Origin of the sequence: Sandaracinobacter neustonicus (genome assembly GCF_006385875.1) — a bacterium.
GTDB classification, from domain to species: domain Bacteria; phylum Pseudomonadota; class Alphaproteobacteria; order Sphingomonadales; family Sphingomonadaceae; genus Sandaracinobacteroides; species Sandaracinobacteroides neustonicus.
The window spans coordinates 68,602-91,078 of the sequence record NZ_VFSU01000029.1; the positions used below are offsets into that span (position 1 = coordinate 68,602).

The 22,477-nt window shown below is 65.6% G+C and carries 24 protein-coding genes and 1 tRNA gene; 17 read left to right on the plus strand and 8 right to left on the minus strand.

The genetic code is table 11. From position 1 onward, the window contains the following. The first annotated feature begins 10 nt into the window (after window positions 1-10). From trbL to FJQ54_RS12815, 8 genes are all read left to right on the plus strand, one after another. Window positions 11-1,360, plus strand: coding sequence for a P-type conjugative transfer protein TrbL (gene trbL / locus FJQ54_RS12780; RefSeq protein ID WP_140928810.1), 1,350 nt, complete (start codon window positions 11-13; stop codon window positions 1,358-1,360). After that, on the plus strand, window positions 1,361-2,191 hold the full coding sequence (trbF, locus tag FJQ54_RS12785; RefSeq protein ID WP_140928811.1) for a conjugal transfer protein TrbF: 831 nt from the start codon (window positions 1,361-1,363) through the stop codon (window positions 2,189-2,191). Continuing rightward, window positions 2,188-3,180 (plus strand): P-type conjugative transfer protein TrbG, encoded by a 993-nt coding sequence (gene trbG, locus FJQ54_RS12790; protein WP_140928812.1) that lies wholly within the window; start codon window positions 2,188-2,190, stop codon window positions 3,178-3,180. The genes trbF and trbG overlap by 4 nt, the downstream gene beginning before the upstream one ends. After that, window positions 3,177-4,442 (plus strand): TrbI/VirB10 family protein, encoded by a 1,266-nt coding sequence (locus tag FJQ54_RS12795; protein ID WP_140928813.1) that lies wholly within the window; start codon window positions 3,177-3,179, stop codon window positions 4,440-4,442. The genes trbG and FJQ54_RS12795 overlap by 4 nt, the downstream gene beginning before the upstream one ends. A 13-nt stretch (window positions 4,443-4,455) precedes the next feature. Further along, entirely contained in the window at window positions 4,456-4,671 is a 216-nt protein-coding gene (locus tag FJQ54_RS12800; protein ID WP_140928814.1) for a DUF2274 domain-containing protein, read from the plus strand. A 3-nt stretch (window positions 4,672-4,674) separates the two neighbouring features. Continuing rightward, window positions 4,675-5,016, plus strand: coding sequence for a DUF736 domain-containing protein (locus tag FJQ54_RS12805; RefSeq protein WP_140928815.1), 342 nt, complete (start codon window positions 4,675-4,677; stop codon window positions 5,014-5,016). Then, window positions 5,006-5,233 (plus strand): hypothetical protein, encoded by a 228-nt coding sequence (locus tag FJQ54_RS12810; protein ID WP_140928816.1) that lies wholly within the window; start codon window positions 5,006-5,008, stop codon window positions 5,231-5,233. The genes FJQ54_RS12805 and FJQ54_RS12810 overlap by 11 nt, the downstream gene beginning before the upstream one ends. 172 nt (window positions 5,234-5,405) lie before the next feature. Then, window positions 5,406-7,073: a recombinase family protein gene (locus FJQ54_RS12815; RefSeq protein WP_235890446.1), complete on the plus strand. Its 1,668-nt coding sequence runs from the start codon at window positions 5,406-5,408 to the stop codon at window positions 7,071-7,073. On the opposite strand, the gene FJQ54_RS12820 is transcribed toward FJQ54_RS12815, so the two are convergent. Beyond that, window positions 7,059-7,133 (minus strand) — tRNA-Asn (locus FJQ54_RS12820). The genes FJQ54_RS12815 and FJQ54_RS12820 overlap by 15 nt on opposite strands. A 185-nt stretch (window positions 7,134-7,318) precedes the next feature. On the opposite strand from FJQ54_RS12820, the gene FJQ54_RS12825 reads away from it, so the two are divergent. From FJQ54_RS12825 to FJQ54_RS12850, 6 genes are all read left to right on the plus strand, one after another. Beyond that, window positions 7,319-9,211 (plus strand): 2-oxoacid:acceptor oxidoreductase subunit alpha, encoded by a 1,893-nt coding sequence (locus tag FJQ54_RS12825; RefSeq protein WP_140928817.1) that lies wholly within the window; start codon window positions 7,319-7,321, stop codon window positions 9,209-9,211. Beyond that, window positions 9,208-10,224, plus strand: coding sequence for a 2-oxoacid:ferredoxin oxidoreductase subunit beta (locus FJQ54_RS12830; protein WP_140928818.1), 1,017 nt, complete (start codon window positions 9,208-9,210; stop codon window positions 10,222-10,224). Before FJQ54_RS12825 ends, FJQ54_RS12830 begins: the two co-directional genes overlap by 4 nt. Before the next feature lie 75 nt (window positions 10,225-10,299). Next, a complete protein-coding gene (locus tag FJQ54_RS12835; RefSeq protein WP_235890447.1) occupies window positions 10,300-11,277 on the plus strand; it encodes a proline iminopeptidase-family hydrolase in 978 nt (325 codons plus the stop codon). Between the two features lie 69 nt (window positions 11,278-11,346). Beyond that, window positions 11,347-11,937, plus strand: coding sequence for an RNA polymerase sigma factor (locus FJQ54_RS12840; protein ID WP_140928819.1), 591 nt, complete (start codon window positions 11,347-11,349; stop codon window positions 11,935-11,937). Beyond that, window positions 11,934-12,281, plus strand: a complete 348-nt coding sequence (locus tag FJQ54_RS12845; protein WP_140928820.1) for a hypothetical protein — start codon at window positions 11,934-11,936, stop codon at window positions 12,279-12,281. The genes FJQ54_RS12840 and FJQ54_RS12845 overlap by 4 nt, the downstream gene beginning before the upstream one ends. Continuing rightward, the gene (locus FJQ54_RS12850) at window positions 12,278-12,781 is read left to right on the plus strand and encodes a hypothetical protein (RefSeq protein WP_140928821.1); all 504 of its coding nucleotides are present in this window, start codon (window positions 12,278-12,280) and stop codon (window positions 12,779-12,781) included. The genes FJQ54_RS12845 and FJQ54_RS12850 overlap by 4 nt, the downstream gene beginning before the upstream one ends. 64 nt (window positions 12,782-12,845) lie before the next feature. Here the strand turns inward: FJQ54_RS12850 and FJQ54_RS12855 are convergent, their stop codons facing one another. Further along, entirely contained in the window at window positions 12,846-15,047 is a 2,202-nt protein-coding gene (locus FJQ54_RS12855) for a TonB-dependent receptor (protein ID WP_140928822.1), read from the minus strand. Window positions 15,048-15,174: 127 nt separating this feature from the next. Here FJQ54_RS12855 and FJQ54_RS12860 point away from each other — a divergent pair, with 127 nt between their 5' ends. Beyond that, a complete protein-coding gene (locus FJQ54_RS12860; protein WP_140928823.1) occupies window positions 15,175-15,810 on the plus strand; it encodes a TetR/AcrR family transcriptional regulator in 636 nt (211 codons plus the stop codon). Window positions 15,811-15,817: 7 nt separating this feature from the next. On the opposite strand, the gene FJQ54_RS12865 is transcribed toward FJQ54_RS12860, so the two are convergent. Both FJQ54_RS12865 and FJQ54_RS12870 read right to left on the minus strand, forming a co-directional pair. Continuing rightward, window positions 15,818-16,231 carry an acyl-CoA thioesterase gene (locus FJQ54_RS12865; RefSeq protein WP_140928824.1) on the minus strand — a complete coding sequence of 138 codons (414 nt, stop codon included), beginning with the start codon at window positions 16,229-16,231 and terminating at the stop codon, window positions 15,818-15,820. 45 nt (window positions 16,232-16,276) lie between these two features. After that, window positions 16,277-17,143, minus strand: coding sequence for a D-amino-acid transaminase (locus FJQ54_RS12870; RefSeq protein WP_140928825.1), 867 nt, complete (start codon window positions 17,141-17,143; stop codon window positions 16,277-16,279). Here FJQ54_RS12870 and FJQ54_RS12875 point away from each other — a divergent pair. Further along, the gene (locus tag FJQ54_RS12875; protein ID WP_328592184.1) at window positions 17,142-18,515 is read left to right on the plus strand and encodes a cryptochrome/photolyase family protein; all 1,374 of its coding nucleotides are present in this window, start codon (window positions 17,142-17,144) and stop codon (window positions 18,513-18,515) included. The two genes, FJQ54_RS12870 and FJQ54_RS12875, sit on opposite strands and share 2 nt — an antisense overlap. Here FJQ54_RS12875 and FJQ54_RS12880 read toward each other — a convergent pair. Together FJQ54_RS12880 and FJQ54_RS12885 are read right to left on the minus strand one after the other, a co-directional pair. Beyond that, on the minus strand, window positions 18,512-18,823 hold the full coding sequence (locus tag FJQ54_RS12880; RefSeq protein WP_140928826.1) for a hypothetical protein: 312 nt from the start codon (window positions 18,821-18,823) through the stop codon (window positions 18,512-18,514). The two genes, FJQ54_RS12875 and FJQ54_RS12880, sit on opposite strands and share 4 nt — an antisense overlap. A 69-nt stretch (window positions 18,824-18,892) precedes the next feature. After that, window positions 18,893-20,368, minus strand: a complete 1,476-nt coding sequence (locus FJQ54_RS12885) for an undecaprenyl-phosphate glucose phosphotransferase (RefSeq protein WP_140928827.1) — start codon at window positions 20,366-20,368, stop codon at window positions 18,893-18,895. Window positions 20,369-20,538: 170 nt separating this feature from the next. Here FJQ54_RS12885 and FJQ54_RS12890 point away from each other — a divergent pair, with 170 nt between their 5' ends. After that, entirely contained in the window at window positions 20,539-20,802 is a 264-nt protein-coding gene (locus FJQ54_RS12890) for an XrtV sorting system accessory protein (RefSeq protein ID WP_140928828.1), read from the plus strand. Between the two features lie 65 nt (window positions 20,803-20,867). Here the strand turns inward: FJQ54_RS12890 and epsI are convergent, their stop codons facing one another. Continuing rightward, the gene (epsI, locus tag FJQ54_RS12895; RefSeq protein ID WP_181160154.1) at window positions 20,868-21,569 is read right to left on the minus strand and encodes an exosortase-associated protein EpsI, V-type; all 702 of its coding nucleotides are present in this window, start codon (window positions 21,567-21,569) and stop codon (window positions 20,868-20,870) included. Then, the gene (xrtV, locus tag FJQ54_RS12900) at window positions 21,553-22,458 is read right to left on the minus strand and encodes an exosortase V (RefSeq protein ID WP_235890448.1); all 906 of its coding nucleotides are present in this window, start codon (window positions 22,456-22,458) and stop codon (window positions 21,553-21,555) included. Before xrtV ends, epsI begins: the two co-directional genes overlap by 17 nt. Window positions 22,459-22,477: the final 19 nt, after the last annotated feature.

Sequence of the window (22,477 nt, forward strand, 5' to 3'; positions counted from 1 at the left end):
GGCGTCCACCATGGACCCGAACCCGGACCTTAACATCATCGACCGCTTCATGGCGGCCTTCATCGCCTATATCGACAGCGGGTTCGGCCTGCTGGGCGGCGATGTCGCCTTCCTGACCACGGTGCTGATCGGCATCGACGTGACGCTCGCCGCCCTGTGGTGGGCGATGGACGCCGATCGCGACATCCTGGGCCGGTTCCTCAAGAAGATTCTCTATGTCGGCGCCTTCGCCTTCATCATCTCCAACTTCCAGCGCCTGGGCGACATCGTCTATCGCAGTTTCGCCGGGCTCGGCATCACGGCAGGCGGCGGGGGGATTTCGGCGGACGATCTGCTGCGGCCCGGCAAACTCGCCAGCGTCGGCTTCGAGGCGGCCTGGCCGCTGGTCGAGGTCATCCCCGACATGCTCGGCTTCCCCGAGGTGTTCGGTAATCTTTTGACCGTTCTGGTGCTGCTGGTCGCCTGGCTGCTGGTGGTGCTGGCCTTCTTCATCCTGGCCATCCAGCTCTTCATCTGCGTGATCGAGTTCAAGCTCACCACGCTCGCCGGGTTCGTGCTGGTGCCCTTCGCCCTATGGAACAAGACCAGCTTCCTGGCCGAACGGGTGCTGGGGAACGTCGTCTCCTCCGGCCTGAAGGTGATGGTGTTCGCCGTCATCGTCGGCATCGGCTCGGGCTTCTTCGACAGCTTCATCGCGGCCGGCGGAGCGGAGCCGGATATCGCCTCGGCCATGACCCTCGTGCTTGGGGCCTTTACGCTGCTCGGCCTGGGCATATTCGGCCCGGGCATCGCAAGCGGCCTGGTCTCGGGCGCGCCGCAGCTCGGCGCGGGCGCGGCGGTCGGCACGGTGGCGGGCGCGGCGATCATGGGGGCGGGCGGCGCGGCGCTCGGCGCGCGGGCGCTTGGCGCGGCGGCGTCCGGCGGCATGGCGGCGATGCGCGCCGGCACGGCGATGGGCTCGGCGGCGCAGGCCTCCTGGCAACTCGGCCAGGCGACCTCGGGCAGTTCGAGCGTCGGCGCCGGCCTCGGCGGCGTCGCCAGTGCGGCCGGCGGCGCGGCCATGCAGGGGGCACGTTCCGCAGCTTCACGCGTCGCCCAACCTTTTCGTGAGAGCGTCCAGCGCGGCCGCGATGCGGCGTGGGCGGCGACCGGCGGCGCGCCGCCGACAGGATCACAAAGTTTCGATGCATCGACCGGCGCTCCCTCCGGCGCGGGATCATCGCCTTCGAGCATGCCCGCCTGGGCGCAGAAAATGCGCAGCGAACAGACTGCCCGTCATCGCCGTCAGATGCTCCTGCACACCGTCAAGGACGGCGATCGTGGCGGCGCGGGCGCCAACCCAAGCCTCAAGGAGGACTAGATGCTCTTCAAACGCCCCATCCAGCGTTATGGTCAGACGCCCGAACCGGAAACGCCCTATCAACGCGCCGGTCAGCTCTGGGACGAGCGCATCGGCTCGGCCCGCGTCCAGGCCCGGAACTGGCGCCTGGTCGCCTTCGGCTGCCTGACGCTCTCCGGCGGGCTCGCCGTCGGCAATGTCTGGCAGTCGATGCAAAGCCGCGTCGCGCCCTATGTGGTCGAGGTCGACCGGCTGGGCGAGGCCCGTTCGGTTGCGCCCGCCATCCAGAATTACAAACCGACCGATGGCCAGATCGCCTGGCACCTGGGCCGGTTCGTCATGAACGTCCGCTCGGTGTCCACCGATCCGGTGCTGGTCAAGAAGGCCTGGCTCGACGCCTATGATTTCGCCACCGGCCGGGCCGCGCTGTTCCTCAACGACCATGCCCGCGCCAACGACCCGTTCTCGCAGATCGGCCAGCGCAGCGTCTCCGTGCAGGTGACGAGCGTCGTGCGCGCCTCGGACTCCTCCTTCCAGGTCAAATGGGTCGAGCAGACCTACGAGCGCGGTAGTCTCGCCCGCACCGAGCGCTGGACGGCCATGCTGACGGTCGCGATGCAGCCGCCCCGGACCGCCGATACGCTGCGCAAGAACCCGCTCGGCCTGTTCGTCGACGCCATCGACTGGTCCCGCGAACTCGACCCGGTCGCGACCGCGACGGGGAGGACACCCGAGGTGACGGGCAGACGGTCGGCCCAGCCGGAACCGGCGGGAGATGTGTCCGAGACCGGGACGTCGCTGTCGCCGGCCCCCGTCGATCCCACCCCCATTGCTGAAGGAGATACGCCATGAGACGTTTGACCTTGGCCGGGGCCTCGGCCCTGGCGCTCGCCGCCTGCGCAGGCAAGACCCCGCCGCCGGCCATCACCTATGACGCCGCTGACTTCCAGCCAGCGACCGTTGAGGCGGAACTGCCCGGCCCGGTCGAGATCGTCGAAACGGCCGTGCCGTTGCCGCTACCGGGTCAGTTGCAACCGCCGCCGTCGGTTCGAAGCGAGACGGGGCGCCGAGACAATCGGCCTCCGACGGCGCGGGTGGACGCGGCCAATCGCGCCGCGACGCAGGAGCCGTCGAGCGCGGGCTACATCAACGCGGTGCAGGTCTATCCCTGGACCGAAGGCGCGCTCTACCGGCTCTATGCCGCGCCGGAACGGGTCAGCGACATCGCCCTCCAGCCCGGTGAGCAACTGGTGGCGGTCTCGGCCGGCGACACCGTGCGCTGGGTGATCGGCGACACCACCAGCGGCGCGGGCGAGACCGCCCGTGTGCATGTCCTCGTGAAGCCGTTCGCGCCTGGGCTCGCCACCAACATGATCATCACGACGGATAGGCGGGCCTATCACCTGGCGCTGGAAAGCACCGACGCCACCGCCATGGCCGCAGTGTCCTGGACCTATCCGCAGGACCGGCTGATGGCGCTCCAGCGCCAGAACGCCCGTGCCGAGGAAGCCCGGCCGGTCGCGGAGAACATCGCGCTGACCAATCTGCGCTTCCGCTACGCCATCACCGGCGACAGCCCGCCGTGGCGTCCGGTCCGCGCCTGGGACGACGGCTCCAAGGTCTATATCGAGTTCCCCGGCCGTCTTGACCAGGGCGAGGCGCCACCGCTGTTCGTGGTCGGGCCGCTTGGGGAAGCCCAACTGGTGAACTACCGGGTCAGCGGCCATCACTATATCGTCGACCGGCTGTTCGCCGCCGCCGAGCTGAGGCTTGGCGAGAACCCGCAGCAGGTCGTGCGGATCGCCCGCACCGATACACAGGGCGGGAGGGCGCGGCGATGACTGACACGCCCATCGAACCGGCTGCGCCAGCCGCGGCGGCTCCCCCGAACCCGCCGCCCAAGGCGCCGGCGGAAGCCCTGACCCTTCGCGCCGCCCCACGCCGCATCGTCCGGTTCAAGCGCGGCGTCGTCATCGGCGGCGCGGCGGCCGGATCGCTGGCGATCGCCGGCGTCGCCTGGATGGCGCTGGGGCCAAGTGCGATCCATATCGTCGATCAGGCGGACGATCAGGTCATCGCCGATCGACGCACACCCGCCGACGCCGTGGCGAACCTTCCCGGCGACTATGGTGCGGTTCCGCAACTCGGGCCGCCTCTGCCCGGCGATCTCGGTCGGCCAGTTCTAGAACGCCAGCGCCAGTTGGAGGCGCAGGGCGGGACCCTGCCGGAGGCTGGGACCAGAGCGGCGATGACGCCGGAGGAACAGGCGGCCGAGGCCGAACGCCAGCGTCTCGCCGCCCAGGCCAGCCAGGCGCGCGAGGCCGGGGTGGTCGCTCAGTCCTCGGTTCGCGCGGCGACGCCGCTCGCGGCGCTACCCGAGGGGACGATAGTGACGACGCAGGGCGGGACCGCCGCCGGCGACGGTCGGATCGCCCTCGATCCCGAGCGGGACCCCAACAGCCAGCAACGCAAGCTGGACTTCCTTGGCCAGCCGGCGGTGGGTGGAACCGCCAACGCCCATGTCCTCCATACGCCGGCCACGCCCTATCAGGTGATGGCGGGCAGCGTCATCGCCGCCAGCCTGATCACCGGCATCAACTCCGACCTGCCGGGGCTGGTGACGGCTCAGGTGACGGAGAATGTCTATGACACGGTCACCGGGCGGACGCTGCTGATCCCGCAAGGATCGCGTCTGGTCGGGAGCTATGACAGCGTGGTGGCCTTCGGCCAGAGCCGGGCGCTGCTGGTCTGGCAGCGGATCATCCTGCCCGATGGCGCGTCCATCCAGATCGACAACCTGCCGGCCACCGACGCCGCCGGCTACGCTGGTCTGTCGGACAAGGTGGAATTCCACACCTGGCGGCTGCTCAAGGGGGTGGCCCTGTCCACCTTGCTCGGCGTCGGGACAGAACTGACGCTGGACGACGAAAGCGATCTCGTCCGCGCGGTGCGGGAGTCCAGCCAGCAGTCCGCCAGTCAGGCCGGGCAGCAGATCGTCACCAGGAACCTCAACATCCAACCCACCATAACCATCCGCCCAGGTTGGCCGCTGCGCGTGATCGTCCATTCGGACCTGACCCTGCGGCCGTGGGCGGGACGCTGAGAAAGGAGCCATCATGCTGAAGCTCGCCAAATTGCCCGACCGGACGCCGGTCAAGATCACCATCACGGTCATGCCGGACCTCAACCGGGCGCTCGCGGACTATGCAACCCTCTATCGCGAGACTTATGGCGAGAAGGCCGACGTCGCCGATCTCATTCCCGCCATGCTCGATGCGTTTCTCGCCGGAGATCGCGAATTCGCGAAGGCGCGCAGGGACAAGGAGGGCTGAGCCGTGGCCGTCATCGGGACGTTCAGACCTTCGAAGCAGGGCGGATGGGAGGGGCGAATTCTGACCCTCACCATCGATCGTAAGGTCAGGTTCGTCCCAAACGACAATCGCCAAAGCGAACAGGCGCCAGCCTTCCTCGCTCTGGTGGGCTGGTCGCGGATCGGCGAAGCGTGGGAGGCGCGATCTCGAGGTGACAACTCTCGCGATTTCCTGCGGGTTCAGCTGTTCGATCCCATCTGGCCCGAGCCTCTGAGGGGAGCACTGTTTCCAGCGCCAAATGGGTTGTCCGCGGAACTGGTATGGAGCCGTTCCGATCCCACCAAGGAGTCGGGCCGTGGACCATGAGACGGGGCACGGCTCAGGCAACAGACACGAGCCGCGCAAACGGGGCGGCCACTTTTCTGTCGACCTGACGAAACAGGCGCAGACTGTCTTCCGCGCGCGTACGGGCCACGAGATCACCGAAGATGAGGCGCGAGGGATGCTCGACAGTCTGACAGAGTTTTTTCACTTGCTGATCGAGTGGGATCGGCGAAGTCCCGACCGTGGTGATAAAGAATAGAACCGTCCCGCCTCAACGGGGCAAGTTGACGTCAGAAAGGGCAAGGCGTCCCGTGTAAATTCATATTATCCAGTTCAATTTGTTTGGAATTTTCTTACTCAATTATCTTGATCCAATTCTCTTTGTGTCGGAATCGGGTGGCTGTATACTCTCTTCGGGCGAGGCAATCGGGATGCTGATGGTCTCCTCTACCGACCTTTCGTATCGCCACCCCGACGGCAGATACGATTTTGGCGTGGTCCACATTGGTGAGGCGCAGCGGGTTCAGGAAGGGAGATTGGACATGGCATCGACGGGGGCGAAACGAAAAGTACCAGTCCCTGAAGGCAGCCGTCGCGCTGTCCTCTATGCGCGTGTCTCATCCAAAGAGCAGGAACGCGAAGGCTTTTCCATTCCGGCGCAGACGAAGCTTCTGCAAGAATATGCGTCGGTCAACGACATCCAGGTCGTGGCGGAATATGTCGATGTCGAGACCGCCAAACAGAGTGGACGCAGCAGCTTTGGCGAGATGCTGCGGTATCTCCGCAAGCACCCCGGCGTACGAACATTGCTCGTGGAGAAGACCGACCGCCTCTACCGCAATCTGAAGGATTGGGTGACCGTCGACGAACTCGACGTCGAAATCCACTTCGCCAAGGAAGGGGTGGTGCTGTCCCGTGATTCACGATCCTCGGAGAAGTTCATGCACGGCATCAAGGTGCTGATGGCGAAGAACTACATCGACAATCTATCCGAAGAGACGCGCAAAGGCATGCTGGAGAAGGCCGAGCAGGGCCTGTGGCCCACCTTTGCCCCGATCGGCTACCTCAACACGGTGGGCAACGACGGCAAGAAGATCATCACCGTCGATCCGCAGCTTGGACCGACCGTTCAGAGCCTGTTCCAATGGTATGCGAGCGGCCATTATTCGCTCAAGGAGGTTTCGGCCCGCGCGCGGAAGGCCGGCCTGGTCTACCGCAAGAGCGGTGCACCCATCGGGGTCAGCACGGTTCACAAAATCCTGCGCAATCGAATCTACACCGGTAAGTTCGAGTGGCTCGGCAACCTTTACAAGGGATCCCACCAAGCTCTCGTCTCGGAAGACCTATGGGGTGAGGTTCAGGATGTGCTGGACGGCCGCAACGCCGCCAACATTCGGGCGAACGCTCACGACTTCCCTTTCACGGGGCTGATCACCTGCGGACATTGCGGCTGCGCGTTGGTCGGAGAGATCAAAAAGAAGAAGTACATTTATTACCATTGCACCGGCTTCAAGGGGAAATGCGGAGAGCCCTATGTCCGGGAGGAGGTTCTGGAAGAGCGATTCACCGACCTGCTGCGCCAGCTTCGCTTCGACGATGACGTATTCGAGATGATGCGGAAGGCCCTCCACGAGAGCCACGCTGAAAAGAGCCGCGAGCAGACCAAGGCTATCGAACGGTTGCGTGCGGAAGCCGACCGGCTCCAGAAGCGGATCGAGACGATGTACGTGGACAAGCTCGACGGCCACATCGAGGAAGGCTTCTATCGGCGCATGCAGGTCCAGTGGCGTGACGAGCGGGACCGGTGCCTGAGAGACATCGAACGTCTCCACAGCGCGGATGATTCCTATATCGACAACGGCGTGGCGCTACTCAGGCTGGCCAAGGACGCCCACCGGCTCTTCGAAATTCAGGACGCAGGCGAGAAAAGAAGACTGCTGAATTTCCTACTTTCGAACTGCTCCTGGGCGAACGGTCAGTTGACCGCCGCGTTCAAGGAACCGTTTGATATGCTTGCGGAAACTGTGTCCGAAGCAAATGCGCTCGAAAGCTCGCAAGGGGCCGAAAAGGCCCAAAAAACGAACTGGCTCCCCGGGTAGGATTCGAACCTACGACCGTCCGATTAACAGTCGGATGCTCTACCGCTGAGCTACCGAGGAATGCCTGTGCGGAGGGCGCGCTATAGGGGCAGCTTTCGTGCCGTGCAAGCCGGGATTGCGCTGTTTCGGCAACAGCCATGCGGCAAGATGCCGGGGCAGCGGCGCAGGCTCTTAGAAAATCCTGTTTGTAGGACCATGCAACAGGCGTATTGCTGCGGTGGGAGAGACGAGGGAAAGCGAGCTCAATGGCAACTGCCGTAAAGGCACCCGCCGACGCTGGCGGCACAGATTCGAAGATCATTCAGCGGGATTCGGTTGTGGTGCGGTTCGCCGGGGATTCCGGCGACGGCATGCAGTTGACCGGCGGGCAATTCACCCTTTCAACGGCGCTGGCGGGGAACGACCTTGCCACCTTCCCGGATTTTCCGGCGGAGATTCGCGCGCCGCAGGGCACCTTGTTCGGGGTTTCCGCCTTCCAGATCAATTTCGGTTCCACCCGGATCGAAACGGCGGGCGATCAGCCCGACGTGCTGGTGGCGATGAACCCGGCGGCGTTGAAAACCAACCTGCCGATGCTGCGAAAAGGCGGCCTGATCATCGCCGACAGCGGCGAGTTCGGGGAGCGCAACCTGAAAAAGGCGCATTACGCCGGTAACCCGCTGGAAGATGGCAGCCTTGAGCCATGGCAGCTGCTGGCCTTCGACATTTCGAAGCAGACCTTGGAGAGCGTGAAGCCCTTCGGCCTTGGCAACAAGGATGCCCTGCGCTGCAAGAATATGTGGACGCTGGGGCTGGCGCTGTGGATGTTCGGCCGCGACCGCGAGCCGCTGATCAACTGGCTGCGCGGCAAATTCGCGAAGAACGAGCTGCTGCGCGACGCCAATATCGCTGCGCTGAACGCAGGCCATGCCTATGGCGAAACCGCCGAGCTGGCCGGCCCGCTGAAGCAGTTCAGGCTGGCGGCGGCCGATGTGCAGCCGGGGCTTTACCGCACCGTGACCGGGGCCGACGCCATCGCGTTGGGGCTGGTGGCGGGCGGGCAGCTGTCCGGCCTGCCGATGTTCTTCGGCGGCTATCCGATCACCCCTGCCTCCGCGATTTTGCACGCGCTGGCGAAGCTGGGCGAATTCGACGTCACAACCTTTCAGGCCGAGGATGAGATCGCCGCCATCGGCGCGGCGATCGGCGCGGCATGGGCGGGCAACCTCGCCGTCACCTCGTCCTCCGGCCCCGGCATCGCCCTGAAAACAGAGGCGATCGGGCTGGCGGTGATGACGGAACTGCCGCTGGTGATCATCAATTCGCAGCGCGGCGGCCCCTCCACCGGGCTTCCCACCAAGACGGAGCAATCCGATCTGTATCAGGCCGTTTATGGCCGCAACGGCGACGCGCCGCTGCCGGTGATCGCCACCCGCAGCCCGGCGGATTGCTTCGAAGCGACCATCGAAGCCTGCCGACTGGCGGTGCAGTTCATGACGCCGGTGATGCTGCTGACGGACGGCTACATCGCCAACGCGGCCGAGCCGTGGCGCGTGCCCGAGGCGAGCGATTTCGAGCCCTTCCCGGTGCTGTTCCACGAGGAGCCGCCCGCCGAAGGGGCGAAATACAACCCCTTCACCCGCGATCCCGAAACGCTGAAACGGCAGTGGGTGCGGCCCGGCACGCCGGGGCTGATGCACCGGGTGGGCGGAATCGAGAAAAGCTATGCCACCGGCAACATCGATTATTCCGCCGAGAACCATCAGCGCATGACGGATACGCGCAAGGCCAAGGTGGATGGAATCGCCCGCTATATCCCCGCGCAGGCGGTGGAAGTCGGCAATGATCATGGCCCGCTGGTGGTGGTGGGCTGGGGCTCCACCTATGGCCCGATCCGGCAGGCGGTGGAGCTGCTGCGAACGCAGGGTCATGATGTCGCGCATGTGCACATCCGCCACATCTGGCCGCTGCCCGCCAATCTGGGCGAACTGCTGCGCCGTTACGATCGGATATTGGTGCCGGAAATGAACACCGGCCAGCTGAAGACGCTGCTGCGCGACCAGTTTCTGGTGGACGCCAAACCGCTGAACAAGGTTTCCGGCCAGCCCTTCCGCATCGCGGAGATCGAAGCGGCCATTCGGGAGATGCTGGACGCATGAACGAAGTCATAAAGATCACTCCAGCCACCAAGCCGGACGACTGGGCGACCGATCAGGAAGTGCGCTGGTGCCCCGGCTGCGGCGACTATGCCATCCTGAAGGCGGTGCAGCGCACCATGCCGGAGCTTGGGGTGGAGCCGCACAACACGGTGTTCATCTCCGGCATCGGCTGCTCCAGCCGTTTTCCTTATTATATGGAAACCTACGGCTTCCACACCATCCACGGCCGCGCGCCCACCATCGCAACCGGCGTGAAGCTGGCGAACCCGGCGCTGGACGTGTGGATCATCACCGGGGACGGCGACGGGCTGTCCATTGGCGGCAACCATATGCTGCACCTGATCCGGCGCAATCTGGATTGCCAGCTGCTGTTGTTCAACAACGAGATTTACGGCCTGACGAAGGGGCAATATTCCCCAACCTCGCGCACCGGAACCCGATCCCCCACCTCGCCCGCGGGATCGCTGGAATCGCCGGTGAAGCCCTGCGCCTTCGCGCTGGGGGCAGGCGGGCGTTTCGTGGCGCGCACCATCGACACCGCGCAGAAACATATGCCCGAGGTGCTGAAGCGCGCGCACGCCAACAAGGGCACCAGCTTCGTGGAAATCTACCAGAATTGCGTGGTGTATAACGACGGCGTGTTCGACCAGTTCACCGAGAAGAAACAGGCTCCGCAGACGCAGATCTGGCTGGAACATGGCAAGCCGATGCTGTTCGCGGGCGGCACCAAGGGGCTGAAGCTGAACCGCGAGACGCTTCGGCTGGAAGTGGTGGAGGTGACGGACGGCGACACCTCGCAAGTGATCGTGCACGACGAGACGAACAAGGCCGTCGCCAACATGCTGATCGACATGCCCTTCCCGCAGTTTCCCGTGGCGCTGGGCGTGCTATACTGTGACCCGGATGCAAGCTTCGACACGGCGATGGAAGCCCGGCATGCGAAACTGGCAGGCGCAAAGGCTGCCGATTTCAACGCGCTGCTGCGACGGGGCCAGAGCTGGGAAGTGAAGTGAGCATCGGCTGGTAACCGGCGGCCCTCCGGGGGCTGCGTGCAAGGGGGCCTGACGATCGAACTGAGCCGGCGCAGCATGATGGGGGGCATCGCGGCGCTTGCGGCTGCGCCGCTGCTGGCGGAAACAGCGCCTCCGCCCAAGCGCCGGGTCTCCGCCGTGACGACCTGCCCGGTTCCCGGCGTGGAGATGCGGGTGCCTGCCACGGGCGGCAATCTTTATGCGCGGGGTAACGGCACGCTCGCGGGCGGGCCTGCCCCGGTTCTGTTCCTGCACGGGGGCCCCGGCGGCAGCCATCTGGGCATGGTGGGGGCGCTGCCGCTGGCCGATATACGCGGCGTGATCCTGTATGATCAGCTGGATTGCGGCTTGTCGGACCGCCCCGGCAACCGCGCGGGATGGACGGTGGATCGCTTCGTTTCCGAAATCGACTCGATGCGGCGCGCCTTCAATCTGGATCGTTTCCACCTCTCCGGCACGAGCTGGGGCGGCACGCTGGCGCTGGAATATGCTGCGCGCCAGCCCGACGGGCTGGAAAGCCTGATCCTGTTCAGCCCGCTGGTTTCCACCCGCGCGTGGCTGGCGGACGCGGCTGTGTGGATCGCGCAGATGCCGCCTGAGATGCAGGCCGACATCGCCGAAGCGCAGCGCACCCGCAATTTCGAGGCCGACACGTTCATGGCGGCGGACCTGTTCTATGCCCGGCGGCATTTGTCGCGCGAGCGGCTGTCTCCGCTGCATCTGGCCTGTCAGGGGCGGAACGATCCGCTGTTCAATCTGGACCTCTATATGCACATGTGGGGGCCGAGCGAGTTCGTGGTAACCGGCACGCTGGGCGATTATGACGGCGAGCATCTGCTGCCGCGCGTGGCCGTGCCGACCCTGTTCGTGGGCGGCGAGTTCGACGAAGCGCGACCCGCCACCCTGAAGGAATTCGCCCGCCGCGTGCCGGATGCCCGATACCGGATGATCGCAGGATCGGGCCACTGGATCGAGAATGACCGCCCCGCCGAACATCAGCAGGCCCTGCGCGACTGGCTGAATGGCCGCGCCTGACGGACGCGCCGCCAACGGGCTGCGGGGGAAATCGCCGGTTCAGCGCGTAGGGGCTTTCATGAGGCCCCGATGCATGCCGTCTTGAAGCCCGCGAACGACGCGCGCACCGCACCTGAAGCGGAGGCGCTGCTGCTGGCGCGGGCCGCAGAGGGTGATGCGCGGGCCTTTGCCGAACTCGCCCGTTTGCTGGCGCGGCCCGCCCTGGGCCTGTGCATCCGCGTGCTGGGCGATCGGGCGCTGGCGGAAGATGCCGTGCAGGAGGCGATGACCCGCCTGTGGCGCGAAGCCAAACGCTTCGATCCGGCGCGCGGCAGTTTCGCGGGCTGGTGGCGGCGGATGCTGATGAACTGCGCGCTGGATGGCCGCAGGCGGTTGAAGCCGGTGACGGCGCTGGAGGAAGCCGCGGAGATCGCCGACGCCGCGCCGACGCCTGCCGGGGCCGCCGAAGCCGCCGATCTCGCCGCGCGGGTGCAGGCCGCTGCCGCGGCCCTGCCGGAACGGCAGCGCGCTGCGCTCGCCCTGTTCCATGGCGAAGGGCTGACGATGGCGGAAATCGCCGCCGCGCTGGAGAGCAGCGAAAAGGCGGTGGAAGGATTGCTGCTGCGGGGCCGGGCCGCGCTGAAAGACCGGCTGGGGGATTTGAAGGACGAATTGGAATGACGACGAAACCAACCCTGAACGACGCGCTGGAGGCCTGGGGCAAGGCCGACCCGCTGACGACTGCGGGGGATCAGGCGGCACTGGCGCGTATCCTTCAACATGCCGACGCTGTTGCCGCAACCCATACCCCTTCGCACCGCCCCTGGTGGATGCTGGGGGGGGCTGTTGCGGCCTCTGTGGCGCTCGCCCTGCTGTTGTCTCCCCAGATTCGGGGCGGCCAGCAGCCGGGCGGCAACACGGAGCCGGGGGGAGCACCGGTGATTCTGGCAGATGCGAGCGGTGGCGACAGCGCCGCCTTCGCCCTGCTCTATACCCCAACTTCGGAAGAGGAATATCAGCTGTGAAGACCCTGATCCTTGCAACCGCCGCCCTGATGGCGGCCCCGGCGCTGGCGCAGACCGCGCCGCCGCCGCTTGCTGCCCCCCCTGCTGCAGCTGCGGAAGGCCGCCTCAAGTTGCGACCGATGCGTATTCAGCATGCCCCGCTGTTCGGCAATGTCTCGCCAGAGGGCCGGGCGATCCTGCTTGAATCGATGAAGGCCGATCAGAGTGACCGCCCCGCGCTGAAGGCCGCACGAGACCGGATCAACACGCTGGTCGGCGCGGACAAGCTGGACGTCCCCGCGCTGAAGCGGGCGATGGAAGATGAGCGCAAGCTGGTGGATGCGCAGCATGTGAAGCGCCAGTCGGCGCTGCTGGCGGCCTTCCAGAAGCTCTCGCCTGCGGATCGCAAGGCGTTCGCGGACGATGCCCGCAAGGGGCGGGACCGGGTGGAAGCCCGGGTGATCCGCTGGCGCGAGGGCAACCCGCCCCCGGGTTCGCCGCCGCCGCCGCCTGCCGAGTGACGACCTGAAACGCAAAGGGGCCCCCGGTTCATCACCGGAGGCCCCTTTTTCGTGCTCTCTTCGCTTAGAAGCGGTAGCCGGCCGTCACCGCCACGGTGCGCGGCGGGCCGTAATAGCCGATGATCGAATTGCCGTAGAGCGCGCCGGGGAAGTAATAACCACCCACGCGATAACGCTCGTCCGTCAGGTTGCGGGCGTGCAGGCCCAGCGTGAAGCGGTCGTCGCCCGACTTCCAGTTCACCGAGCCATCCACCAGCACATAGCCCTGCTGATCCAGCGGCGAGACATATTCGAACATATGGATGTTCGAGCGCAGCGTGACCGACGGGGTAATCGACAGCTGGCCGCCGGCAAGGCCGGTGGACCATGTGACGGAGCTGTTGATCGTGAACTCCGGCGTGTTCTGGAAGAAACGCTGGTCAGACACGTCGACGGGCGTGGTGCCGCCGGCGATGTAGGTCCAGAATTCCTTATACTTGGCCTTGATATAGCCGATGCTCGTCTGCAGCTGGATGCTTTCCGTCGGCACGGCGCGCAGCTCGGCTTCCACACCCCAGATGTCGGCGCGGCCCGCATTGTCCACGAAAGAGGCGATCACGCCCGGCGTCGTCGTCGGGGCCTGAATCGTGACCTGCTGATCCTTATACTTCGAATAGAAGCCCGCGAGGTTCAGGAACAGGGTGCGATCGAGGAAGGCGCCCTTCATGCCGACTTCGAAGCTGTCGATCGTTTCCGGCTCATAGCCGTTGACGGTGGTCGGCGTGGCGACCACGTCGCCGCGCATGTCGAACCCGCCCGATTTGAAGCCCCGGCCCCAGCTGGCGTAGAGGTTCAGATCCTGATCCGGCTGATAGCTCAGCGACACGCGCGGGGTCAGCTTCTTGAAGGTGCGATCATTGGTATAGTCAGACCGCGTCGCCAGATAGATGGCGCTGGCGTTGCCGAACTCCGGCGAACGAATGCCCAGATACTGCTGCCGCAGCACGGTGCCTTCCTTCTTGTCCTGCGTCCAGCGCAGGCCGGCCGAGAGCTTCAGCTCGTCTGTCAGATCATAGGAAGCGTCGCCGAAGAAGGCGATGGACTTCGTTTTCACATTGCCGCCGGTATAGACGGTGAGGTTGGCGAGGCCGACCACGGTGTCGAACGCGCCGGATGCGCGGCCTTCCAGATAGAAGGCCCCGAACACGCCCTGGAACCGCTCTTTTTCCACGAGCAGTTGCAGTTCCTGCGTAACCTGCCAGTCCTTGTAGCGGGCCGGAATGTCCAGCACCGGCCCCGGCGTGTTGTCGAAATCGATCAGCGTGTCGGTATAACCGTCGCGATAGGCGGTGATGGATTTCACCGTGAAGCCTTCGCCCAGCCCCACTTCACCGGTCAGGCTGACGCCTTGCGTCACGACCTTGTTGTCGTCGCCAATGCCGGCGCGGGTGTCATAGACGCTGTCCGTCGGGGCGAACACGGGGTTGGTGCCATTGCCCTGCAGACGCGTACCGTGGCGGGGGTTGGAACGATCCTCCGTGCGGTCCGCCGCGACGCGGATGAACACATCGCCGCTGTCGAACTCGGCAGACAGGCGGCCGGCCAGCACGTCCTTGTCATACTGATCGACACCGGTGTTCAGATTCTTGCCGTAACCGTCCCGCTGGGACCAGAGCACGCCCGCGCCCACCGCGAAGCTGTCGCCCAGCGGCACCGAAACCGTGCCGGACAGGTCGATCTGGTTGTAGCTGCCATAGGTGGCTTTCACCCGGCCGCCGAATTCATTGCCCAGCCGCTTCGTCACATATTTGATCGCGCCGCCGATGGTGTTGCGGCCATAAAGCGTGCCCTGCGGACCGCGCAGCACTTCGATCCGCTCCACGTCGAAAATGTCCAGCACGGCACCTTGCGGGCGGGCCATGTAAACATCGTCCACATAAAGGCCGACGCCGGGTTCGAAGCCCCACAGCGGATCCTGCTGACCCACGCCGCGGATGAAGGCGATCAGGGTGGAGTTGGAGCCGCGGGCAACCGCGGTCGTCATGTTCGGGGCCTGCTGCTGCAGCGAGGTGATATCGGGCGCACCCTGTGCTTCCAGCGCCGCGCCGGAGACGGCGGTGATGGAAATCGGCACTTCCATCAGGCTTTCGTTGCGGCGGCGGGCCGACACGATGATATCGTCATTGCTGGCTTCAACCTCGCCCGTGGCGGGGGCTTGCTGGGCATGAAGCGGGAACGCCAGGCCCGTCGCGAGGGCGAGAATCGACAATTGGCGGATTCGTGGCATGAATTTTCCTCCCATAAGGCTGCGCCCGTTTCGGGCTTGCAGTTCCGTTGGGCAGAGGTTTACTGAAACATGAATCAAGATTCAACTTGAAACCGAAACGACATTTTCAGGGGTGGGGAGAAGATCTGTGACCGATGCAGCGAAGCAACAGGTGCCAATTGACGAGGCCGTTTCCGGGCTACCGGTGCCCAAGACGGAACGTGGACGCCGGACGTTGCGCGCCCTGCTGGACGCCGCCGCGCTGGAGTTCGGCGCCAGCGGCTTCCACGCCACCGGCATCACCGACATCACCCGCCGCGCGGGCGTGGCGCTGGGCAGTTTCTACACCTATTTCGCCAGCAAGGAGGATATCTTCCGCGCGCTGGTGACGGACCTGTCCGCGCAGGTGAAGGCGCATGTGACGCCGCGCGTGGAGGAAGCGCCCGATGCCCTCTCCCGCGAAAAGGCGGCGCTGGGTGGTTATCTGGATTTCGTCAGCCAGCAGCAGCTGATCTACCGAATCATCGACGAGGCCGAGTTCGTCGCGCCGGACGCCTATCAGGGCCATTACCGCTCCACCGTGGCGCGCGTGACGGCGCGTCTGGAAGCGGGCGCGGCGCGCGGCGAACTGAAAGAGGGCGTGGGCGAGGTGGAAGCCTGGGCCATCGCCGGGATGAACGTGTTTCTGGGCCTGCGCTATGGCGTGTGGGGCAAGGATCGCGATCTGGCCGAGGTGCTGGCCCGCGCGCATGAACTGGTGGCGGACGGGCTGCGGCGGCGCTGAGCGCGCGTCAGGCGGGCCAGTCCGGCAGGAAGCGCGCGGCGAGATCGCGGGCGATGCGCGCCGGGCGGCGGGTGGCGGTGTCGAGGCAGCACCAGCTGGATTTCACCTCGGCCAAAATCGTGTCACCGCGCTGGATCAGCGTGGTGAAAAAGGCGCGGCTGCCCTGAACCCCTGTCGCCACCACGTCGGCCAGCACAGTGTCATCCAGAAAGGCGGGCGCGCGATAGGTGATCTCATGCTTCAGCGCGACCCACAGATGCTGGGCAACGGCGTCCGATGGAGCCACCTTTTCCCAATAGCTGATCACCGCATCCTGCACCCATTTCAGGTAAACCGCGTTGTTCACATGGCCCATGAAATCGATGTCCTCCGGCGCGATGCGGATGACATGCTGATGGAAAGGATGGGCGGGCGCGTTCATGTGTCTTCAGCGTAACGCAAGCCTGCTGCGCTGCACAAGTGCAGATCAGCCGTTCCAGCCGGTCTGGCGCTGAATTTCCGCCCACGCCAGCGCCCCCAGACGCCGGGTGACGGGGCCGGGTGCGCCCCCGCCAACGGCCGCGCCATCCAGCTGCACGATGGGCAGGATCGGGGCCGTGGTGGAGGTGAGGAACAATTCCGGCGCGGCGCGGGCTTCCTCCAGCGTGAAGGGGCGTTCTTCCACCTGCATCTGCGCGTCTTGCGCAAGGCCCAGCAGCGTGTCGCGGGCGATCCCCGGCAGGATGCTGGCAGACAGCGGATGGGTGACGATGCGACCATCGGCCGCAACCATGTAGAGGTTGGTAGAGCTGCCTTCGGTGACGATGCCGTCCTTCTCGAACAGGGCCTCGAACGCGTTGGCCGCGCGCGCCTCCTGCTTCGCCAGCACGGCGGGCAGCAGCCCCGTCGTCTTGATGTCGCAGCGCGCCCAGCGCTGATCGGGCAGGCTGATCGCCGACACGCCGGTTTCCAGCTGCGGCAGGCGCTGGCGGAAGTTGAAGCGCCGCACCGTCATCACCAGCGTGGCGGGGATATCGGCGGGGAAGCCGTGGTCCCGCTTCGCCGCGCCCCGACTGACCTGAATATAGAGCAGCCCGTCGGAGTAGCGGCTGAGGCTGACGAGGCGGCGGGCAATCGCCGCCAGCGCGGCGTCAGACGGCAGCCCTTCGATGAACAGCGCCGCCAGCCCGCGCTTCAGCCGCCACAGATGCTTGTCCCAATCGAGGAAGCGGCCGTTCATCACGGCGACCACTTCATACAGGCTGTCGGCGAACTGGAAGCCGCGATCCTCGATGGAGACTGCGGCTTCGGCGATGGGGCCGTAACGGCCATTGACATAGGCGACTGCGGGCATGGCGACAGCGCATAGGCGTCGCGCTTGGCAGGCGCAATCGGCTGGGGCTAATGGCGGCATGGCCGCGCCGCAGATCATCTGGTTCCGACAGGATTTGCGGCTTCGCGATCAGGCGGCCCTGCTGGCGGCGGCCGCCGCCGGGCCGGTGCTACCGCTGTTCGTGCTGGATGAAAGCCGGATCGTGCGCGCGGCGGGCGGGGCCTCTCGCTGGTGGCTGCACCACAGCCTTGCCGCGTTGGACGCCAGCCTGCGCGCACTGGGCGGCGGGTTGCTATTGCTGCGAGGGCCGGCGGCCGAGCTGATCCCGAAGCTGGTTGCGGACACCGGCGCGGATGCCGTGCACGCGATCCGCCTCAGCGAGCCATGGTGGCCACTGATCGAGCGCGAGATTCCCCGCCTGCAGCTGCACGAGGGCAACAGCCTTGTGCCCGCCGGCCTGCTGCGAACGAAGGCGGGGGATCGATTCCGGGTGTTCACGCCCTTCTGGCGGGCCATGCAGGGCTGGGGGCCGCCGCCGCGCCCGCTGCCCGCGCCAGCGCGACTGACGTTCGCGCCCCTCCCTGCCGGAGATCGGCTGGTGGACTGGAGCCTGCTGCCCCGCGCACCGGACTGGTCCGGCGGCTTTTCCGGCTGGCAACCGGGCGAAGCGGGGGCGCAGCGGCGGCTGGCAGACTTCCTCGACAAGGCCGGGGATTATGGCGAGCGCCGGAATTACCCGGGCGAGGAGGCGACCTCGCGCCTCTCCCCGCATCTGCATTTCGGAGAGATTTCGCCCGCCGATGCGTGGCATGCGGTAGAGCCGCAAAAGGGCAGCGCGCCATGGCTCCGGCAATTGGCGTGGCGGGATTTCGCGCTGGAAACGCTGGAACAATATCCCAAATCCGCCTCCCGCCCGCACCGGCCTGAATTCGCGCACATGCCATGGACGGATGTGAGCAGCGGCGAGGGCCGGGCGCTGCTGCGGGCATGGCAACGCGGGCGAACGGGCTATCCGCTCGTCGATGCCGGGATGCGGCAGTTGTGGGCCAGCGGGTGGATGCACAACCGGGTGCGGATGGTGGCCGCGAGCTTTCTGGTGAAGCATCTGATGATCGACTGGCGCGAGGGCGAGCGCTGGTTCTGGGACACGCTGCTGGACGCCGACCTCGCCAACAATGCGATGGGCTGGCAGTGGGTGACAGGCTCAGGCGTGGATTCCGCGCCCTATTACCGGATTTTCTCCCCCGAAGGTCAGGCGGAGAAGTTCGACGCGCAAGCCTATATCCGCCACTGGGTGCCGGAGTTCGGGCGCAGCGACTATCCCGCGCCGCTCGTGGAGCATCGGTTGGCACGCGAGCGCGCGCTGGCTGCCCATGCCGCGCTGAAAGGCTAAAACGGAATCCGGATCGAGATGTGCATTTCCGGCACGCTCTCGCGCGGGTGGACCTTCACATAGCTTTGCAGGATGGCCCCGCCGCCCAGATTCAGCGCGGCCGGCGGCAGCAGCGGCCCGATCTCGGTGGGGAGAACCGCGCCCAGCCGGGCCGGATTTTCGCCGCTGCGGGCCGTCACCACGATATCGTCGCCGGATGTGGCCGGGTGCCCCTCTGTCCGGTCAGAGCCTTTCAGGTCGAAAACGATGTTCGGCACCGGCGGCGGTTCAGCCGCGGCCTGCGCACAGATAAGAAACAGGCCGATCATTCCCGCGGCTCCTGCCGAACATGAAGCCGCAGGCTAGCACGGCGCGCCCGGCCCGCAAAGCCGGCCAGATCAGAAGGCGTTTTTGGGGAAGATCACCGCAAAGGCCGTGCGGACGAGGATGTAGAGGTCGAACGTCACGGACCAGTTCTCGATATAGTAAAGGTCGTGCTCCAGCCGCTTCACCAGCTTTTCCTCGGTGTCCGTCTCGCCGCGCCAGCCACAGGCCTGCGCCCAGCCGGTGATGCCCGGCTTCACCTTGTGGCGGGCGGCGTAGGTCTGCACCACTTCGTGGAACGGCCGCCCGGCGGCCTTGGTGGAAGGCGCATGCGGGCGCGGGCCAACCAGCGACATGTCGCCCTTCAGCACGTTCAGCAGCTGCGGCAACTCGTCGATGGAGGTGGCACGGATAAAGCGGCCGACGCGGGTGACGCGCTTGTCGCCGCGCGTCGCCTGCTCGATGGTGTCCGTCTGGCATTCGTCATGCGTCATCGAACGGAACTTCAGCACATCGAAACGCTGGTTGTTGAAGCCCTCGCGCGGCTGGCGGAAGAAGACGGGGCCGGGGCTGTCCAGCTTCACCGCAAGCGCCGCGAGCAGCAGGATCGGCCAGATGAACAGCAGGATGCCCACCGTCAGGATCAGATCCTCGGCGCGCTTCACAATGGCGTCGGTGCCGGAAATCGGCCGCTCGAACAGGGTGATGACGGGCATGTCGCCCAGCAGCACCAGCGGCCGGGCGGCGAAGGCGAAATTGGCGAGATCGGGCGCAAGACGGATGCGCACCGGTGTGAGCGCCAATTTCTGCACCACCTGCTGGATTCGCGCCTCGGCAGACCATGGCAGCGCGACGATCACCTGATCGATCAGGTCGTCGCGGATCATGGCGACCAGATCGTCGGTGGTGCCGAACACCGGCAGATCATCCACCAGCACCGGCACCCGGCCATCGCGCCGGTCATCGAAGAAGCCGACGAGACTGATGGTGAGCTTGCTGTTGCCGCGGATATAGTTGGCCAGCTTCTGCCCCTGCGCCGACGCGCCATAGATGGCGACACGGCTGTTGAACACGCCCTGCCCCTTCAGGCGGCGAATCCACAGCGTCATCAGCGCCCGCGTGCCCGCCAGCATCACGCCGGCTGCTATGAACCAGCTGATCGCCCAGCCGCGCGAAAACTCCTCCGACACTTTCAGCAGGAAGCCGATGGTGACGAGGAACAGGCCCGTCACCAGCCACGAGCCAAGCACCCGTTCCCACGATTTGCGCATGGAGAAGTGGCAATCGACATCATAGGCGCCCATGATTTCCGCCACGAGCGCGAAGATCAGCGCGCCTGCCAGCATCGAGCGGCCGTAAACCGGGGTGTCGCCGGAAAAGATCCGATCCGACCAGAAGTTGAGCGCAAGAATGCCCGCCGCCATCACGGTGAGGAATTCGAGCACCCGCACCGCGAAGATCACCAGATCAATGGGCACGGCAGAGCGATGCGCCGTTTGCAGTTCCGCCGCTTTCAGCCGATCGGTTGCGGGGGGGCCGATCTCGTTCATGCCGTCACCGCCGCCTTGCAATAGACTGTCAATTCGCGCTGCGAGGCTGCCGTGAAGGCCGATTCACCATGGCTGCCCCCTTGCGGAACAGCCGAAGGCACGGCATGGCTTGGGCGGGCCGGGCTTGGAGATGGCTGCTCGTTCCACACTGTTTGGGGGAGGTTGGCCGAATGGAAACTGTGTACGACTGGGTGACGGTGGCGATTTTCGCCGGCCTGATCGTCCTGTTCCTGCAGCGCTCCGTCGGCCCGGAGCGGGACCAGATGTGGCCTTACTTCGCCGCCTCGGTCGCTTGCGCGGTGATCAACCAGGTGGGCAACAAGGCCATCGACGACAACAGCACGCTGCTCCACATCGTCTCCGTGGCGGGCATCGCCGCCATCCTTGGCTTCATCCAGTATTTCCTGAAACCGTTCGGCAAGTTCGGCGACTGACGCGACGCCCCCGCGCCGCAAAGGCGCAGGGCGATGTGCCGCGCATTTGCCCGGTATGGCGCGCATCAGGCCGCACCCTTGATTTCAGCAGCAAGTGGACGGCCGACCAGCGCGGGAAGTGCGACCGGATCGGTCGATTCCAGCATGGTGGCGGCAAAGCGCTGGAGCGTGGCGAATGTTTCTTCCGACGGTTCCGCGACCGTTGACAGCCGGATCAGCGCCCCATCGGCCACATAGCCGTTGAATTCCGAGCGCAGCTTCATCAGCCGCTGCTCGGTGCCGCTGGCCGGCAGATAATCGCCGATCCGCGTCCAGTAGAGGATCGGCTCGGTGCGTTCATTGTTGCTGGCGACCAGTTCGCGCGCGGGCAGCTTGGCCGGGCCGGGCACGGGCACCTGCACAGGGCGCGCCTCGGTGATCTGGAAGCCGACTGCCGTATAGCAGGTTTCCGGCCGGTGCAGCTGCAACTGATCCGACTGGGTGCTGCCATAGGCGATCACCATCATGATCGGCAGTTCGCTGTCAGACGTATAGAGGCGGCTCACCGTCTGGTCATACAGCCGCGCGGCCAGCGAGCCGGGCTGCGAATCCGGCAGCACCACGGCATTGGACGGCATGACCGACCAGCTGCCGATCTTCAGCGGAATCGCCTTTTCCAGCTTCACGTCGCCCAGCAGGTTCAGCCGGTTGCGCGGCGTCATGGCATAGGCACCACCGGCGGCCGCCAGCAGCGGCAGCCCCAGCAGAAGATCACGCCGCTTCAGCATGGGCGGTCTCCTTTTTGCCATCCGTCAGCCGGCGGCGAACCGGGCTGAGCAGTTTGTCGATGCCGAAGATCAGCAGCAGCGCGGACACGAAGGTCACGATGCCGGCGAAATCGTGCAGATAGCCCTGCGCCACCTCGTTCCCCGCATAATAGGTGAGCAGCACCAGAATGATCACGCGCACCACATTGGCGGCGATCGCGATCGGCAGCAGCAACGTCATCAGCAGCAGCGAATAGCGCCACGAGGCGTTGTGCATCAGATAGATGTAGAACAGCCCAACCGCCGTGAGGCTGATCAGCGAGTTCAGCCCGGCGCAGGCATCCTCCACCAGCAGCTGATACTGGGCGATGTAGATGGTGACGCCGACCTGCGTGATCGGATAACCCGCCAGCGAGAGCAGCCAGGTGGTGATGTCGGACACCAGGATCTTCAGCGGCTGGGTGATCGAATCCATCATCCAGCCCGGCAACGGGATCAGGAACAGCAGATAGACCAGCGGGAACCACATCTTCATCAGGATGCGCGGACCCACAAAGGCGTAGGCGATGATCACCAGCGCCGCCAGCAACGCCGCCACTTCGATCAGCAGGAAGTTGAAGGCGCGGCCGAACACATAAAAGGCCGACATCAGCACCAGCGCCGGCACCGCCAGCCACAGATTGCCCGGCCGGGCCTCCGCCATGATCTCGTCCCAGTTGCGCCAGACCAGCCACACGGCGGTCGCCAGCACCAGCGGGCCGTGAACACCGGCTTCCGTGCTCCAGCTTTCCGTCGCCATGGCATAGAGCGTGGGCAGCACTGTCGCGATCAGCGCCAGCACCAGCAACGGGTAGCGTCTGGCGAAATCCAGCGCTGGTCTCGTCTTGATCGGCACCGCCGCAGTCATCATGCGCTCCGCAGCTGAAGGA

Excerpts from the sequence above, each read along its gene's own strand:
- trbL (WP_140928810.1), top strand. The coding sequence starts at position 11 with ATGGACCCGAACCCGGACCTTAACATCATCGACCGCTTCATGGCGGCC.
- trbF (WP_140928811.1), top strand. The coding sequence starts at position 1,361 with ATGCTCTTCAAACGCCCCATCCAGCGTTATGGTCAGACGCCCGAACCG.
- trbG (WP_140928812.1), top strand. The coding sequence starts at position 2,188 with ATGAGACGTTTGACCTTGGCCGGGGCCTCGGCCCTGGCGCTCGCCGCC.
- FJQ54_RS12795 (WP_140928813.1), top strand. The coding sequence starts at position 3,177 with ATGACTGACACGCCCATCGAACCGGCTGCGCCAGCCGCGGCGGCTCCC.
- FJQ54_RS12800 (WP_140928814.1), top strand. The coding sequence starts at position 4,456 with ATGCTGAAGCTCGCCAAATTGCCCGACCGGACGCCGGTCAAGATCACC.
- FJQ54_RS12815 (WP_235890446.1), top strand. The coding sequence starts at position 5,406 with ATGCTGATGGTCTCCTCTACCGACCTTTCGTATCGCCACCCCGACGGC.
- FJQ54_RS12825 (WP_140928817.1), top strand. The coding sequence starts at position 7,319 with ATGGCAACTGCCGTAAAGGCACCCGCCGACGCTGGCGGCACAGATTCG.
- FJQ54_RS12830 (WP_140928818.1), top strand. The coding sequence starts at position 9,208 with ATGAACGAAGTCATAAAGATCACTCCAGCCACCAAGCCGGACGACTGG.
- FJQ54_RS12835 (WP_235890447.1), top strand. The coding sequence starts at position 10,300 with ATGATGGGGGGCATCGCGGCGCTTGCGGCTGCGCCGCTGCTGGCGGAA.
- FJQ54_RS12840 (WP_140928819.1), top strand. The coding sequence starts at position 11,347 with ATGCATGCCGTCTTGAAGCCCGCGAACGACGCGCGCACCGCACCTGAA.
- FJQ54_RS12845 (WP_140928820.1), top strand. The coding sequence starts at position 11,934 with ATGACGACGAAACCAACCCTGAACGACGCGCTGGAGGCCTGGGGCAAG.
- FJQ54_RS12855 (WP_140928822.1), bottom strand. The coding sequence starts at position 15,047 with ATGCCACGAATCCGCCAATTGTCGATTCTCGCCCTCGCGACGGGCCTG.
- FJQ54_RS12865 (WP_140928824.1), bottom strand. The coding sequence starts at position 16,231 with ATGAACGCGCCCGCCCATCCTTTCCATCAGCATGTCATCCGCATCGCG.
- FJQ54_RS12875 (WP_328592184.1), top strand. The coding sequence starts at position 17,142 with ATGGCGACAGCGCATAGGCGTCGCGCTTGGCAGGCGCAATCGGCTGGG.
- FJQ54_RS12870 (WP_140928825.1), bottom strand. The coding sequence starts at position 17,143 with ATGCCCGCAGTCGCCTATGTCAATGGCCGTTACGGCCCCATCGCCGAA.
- FJQ54_RS12880 (WP_140928826.1), bottom strand. The coding sequence starts at position 18,823 with ATGATCGGCCTGTTTCTTATCTGTGCGCAGGCCGCGGCTGAACCGCCG.
- FJQ54_RS12885 (WP_140928827.1), bottom strand. The coding sequence starts at position 20,368 with ATGAACGAGATCGGCCCCCCCGCAACCGATCGGCTGAAAGCGGCGGAA.
- FJQ54_RS12890 (WP_140928828.1), top strand. The coding sequence starts at position 20,539 with ATGGAAACTGTGTACGACTGGGTGACGGTGGCGATTTTCGCCGGCCTG.
- epsI (WP_181160154.1), bottom strand. The coding sequence starts at position 21,569 with ATGCTGAAGCGGCGTGATCTTCTGCTGGGGCTGCCGCTGCTGGCGGCC.
- xrtV (WP_235890448.1), bottom strand. The coding sequence starts at position 22,458 with ATGATGACTGCGGCGGTGCCGATCAAGACGAGACCAGCGCTGGATTTC.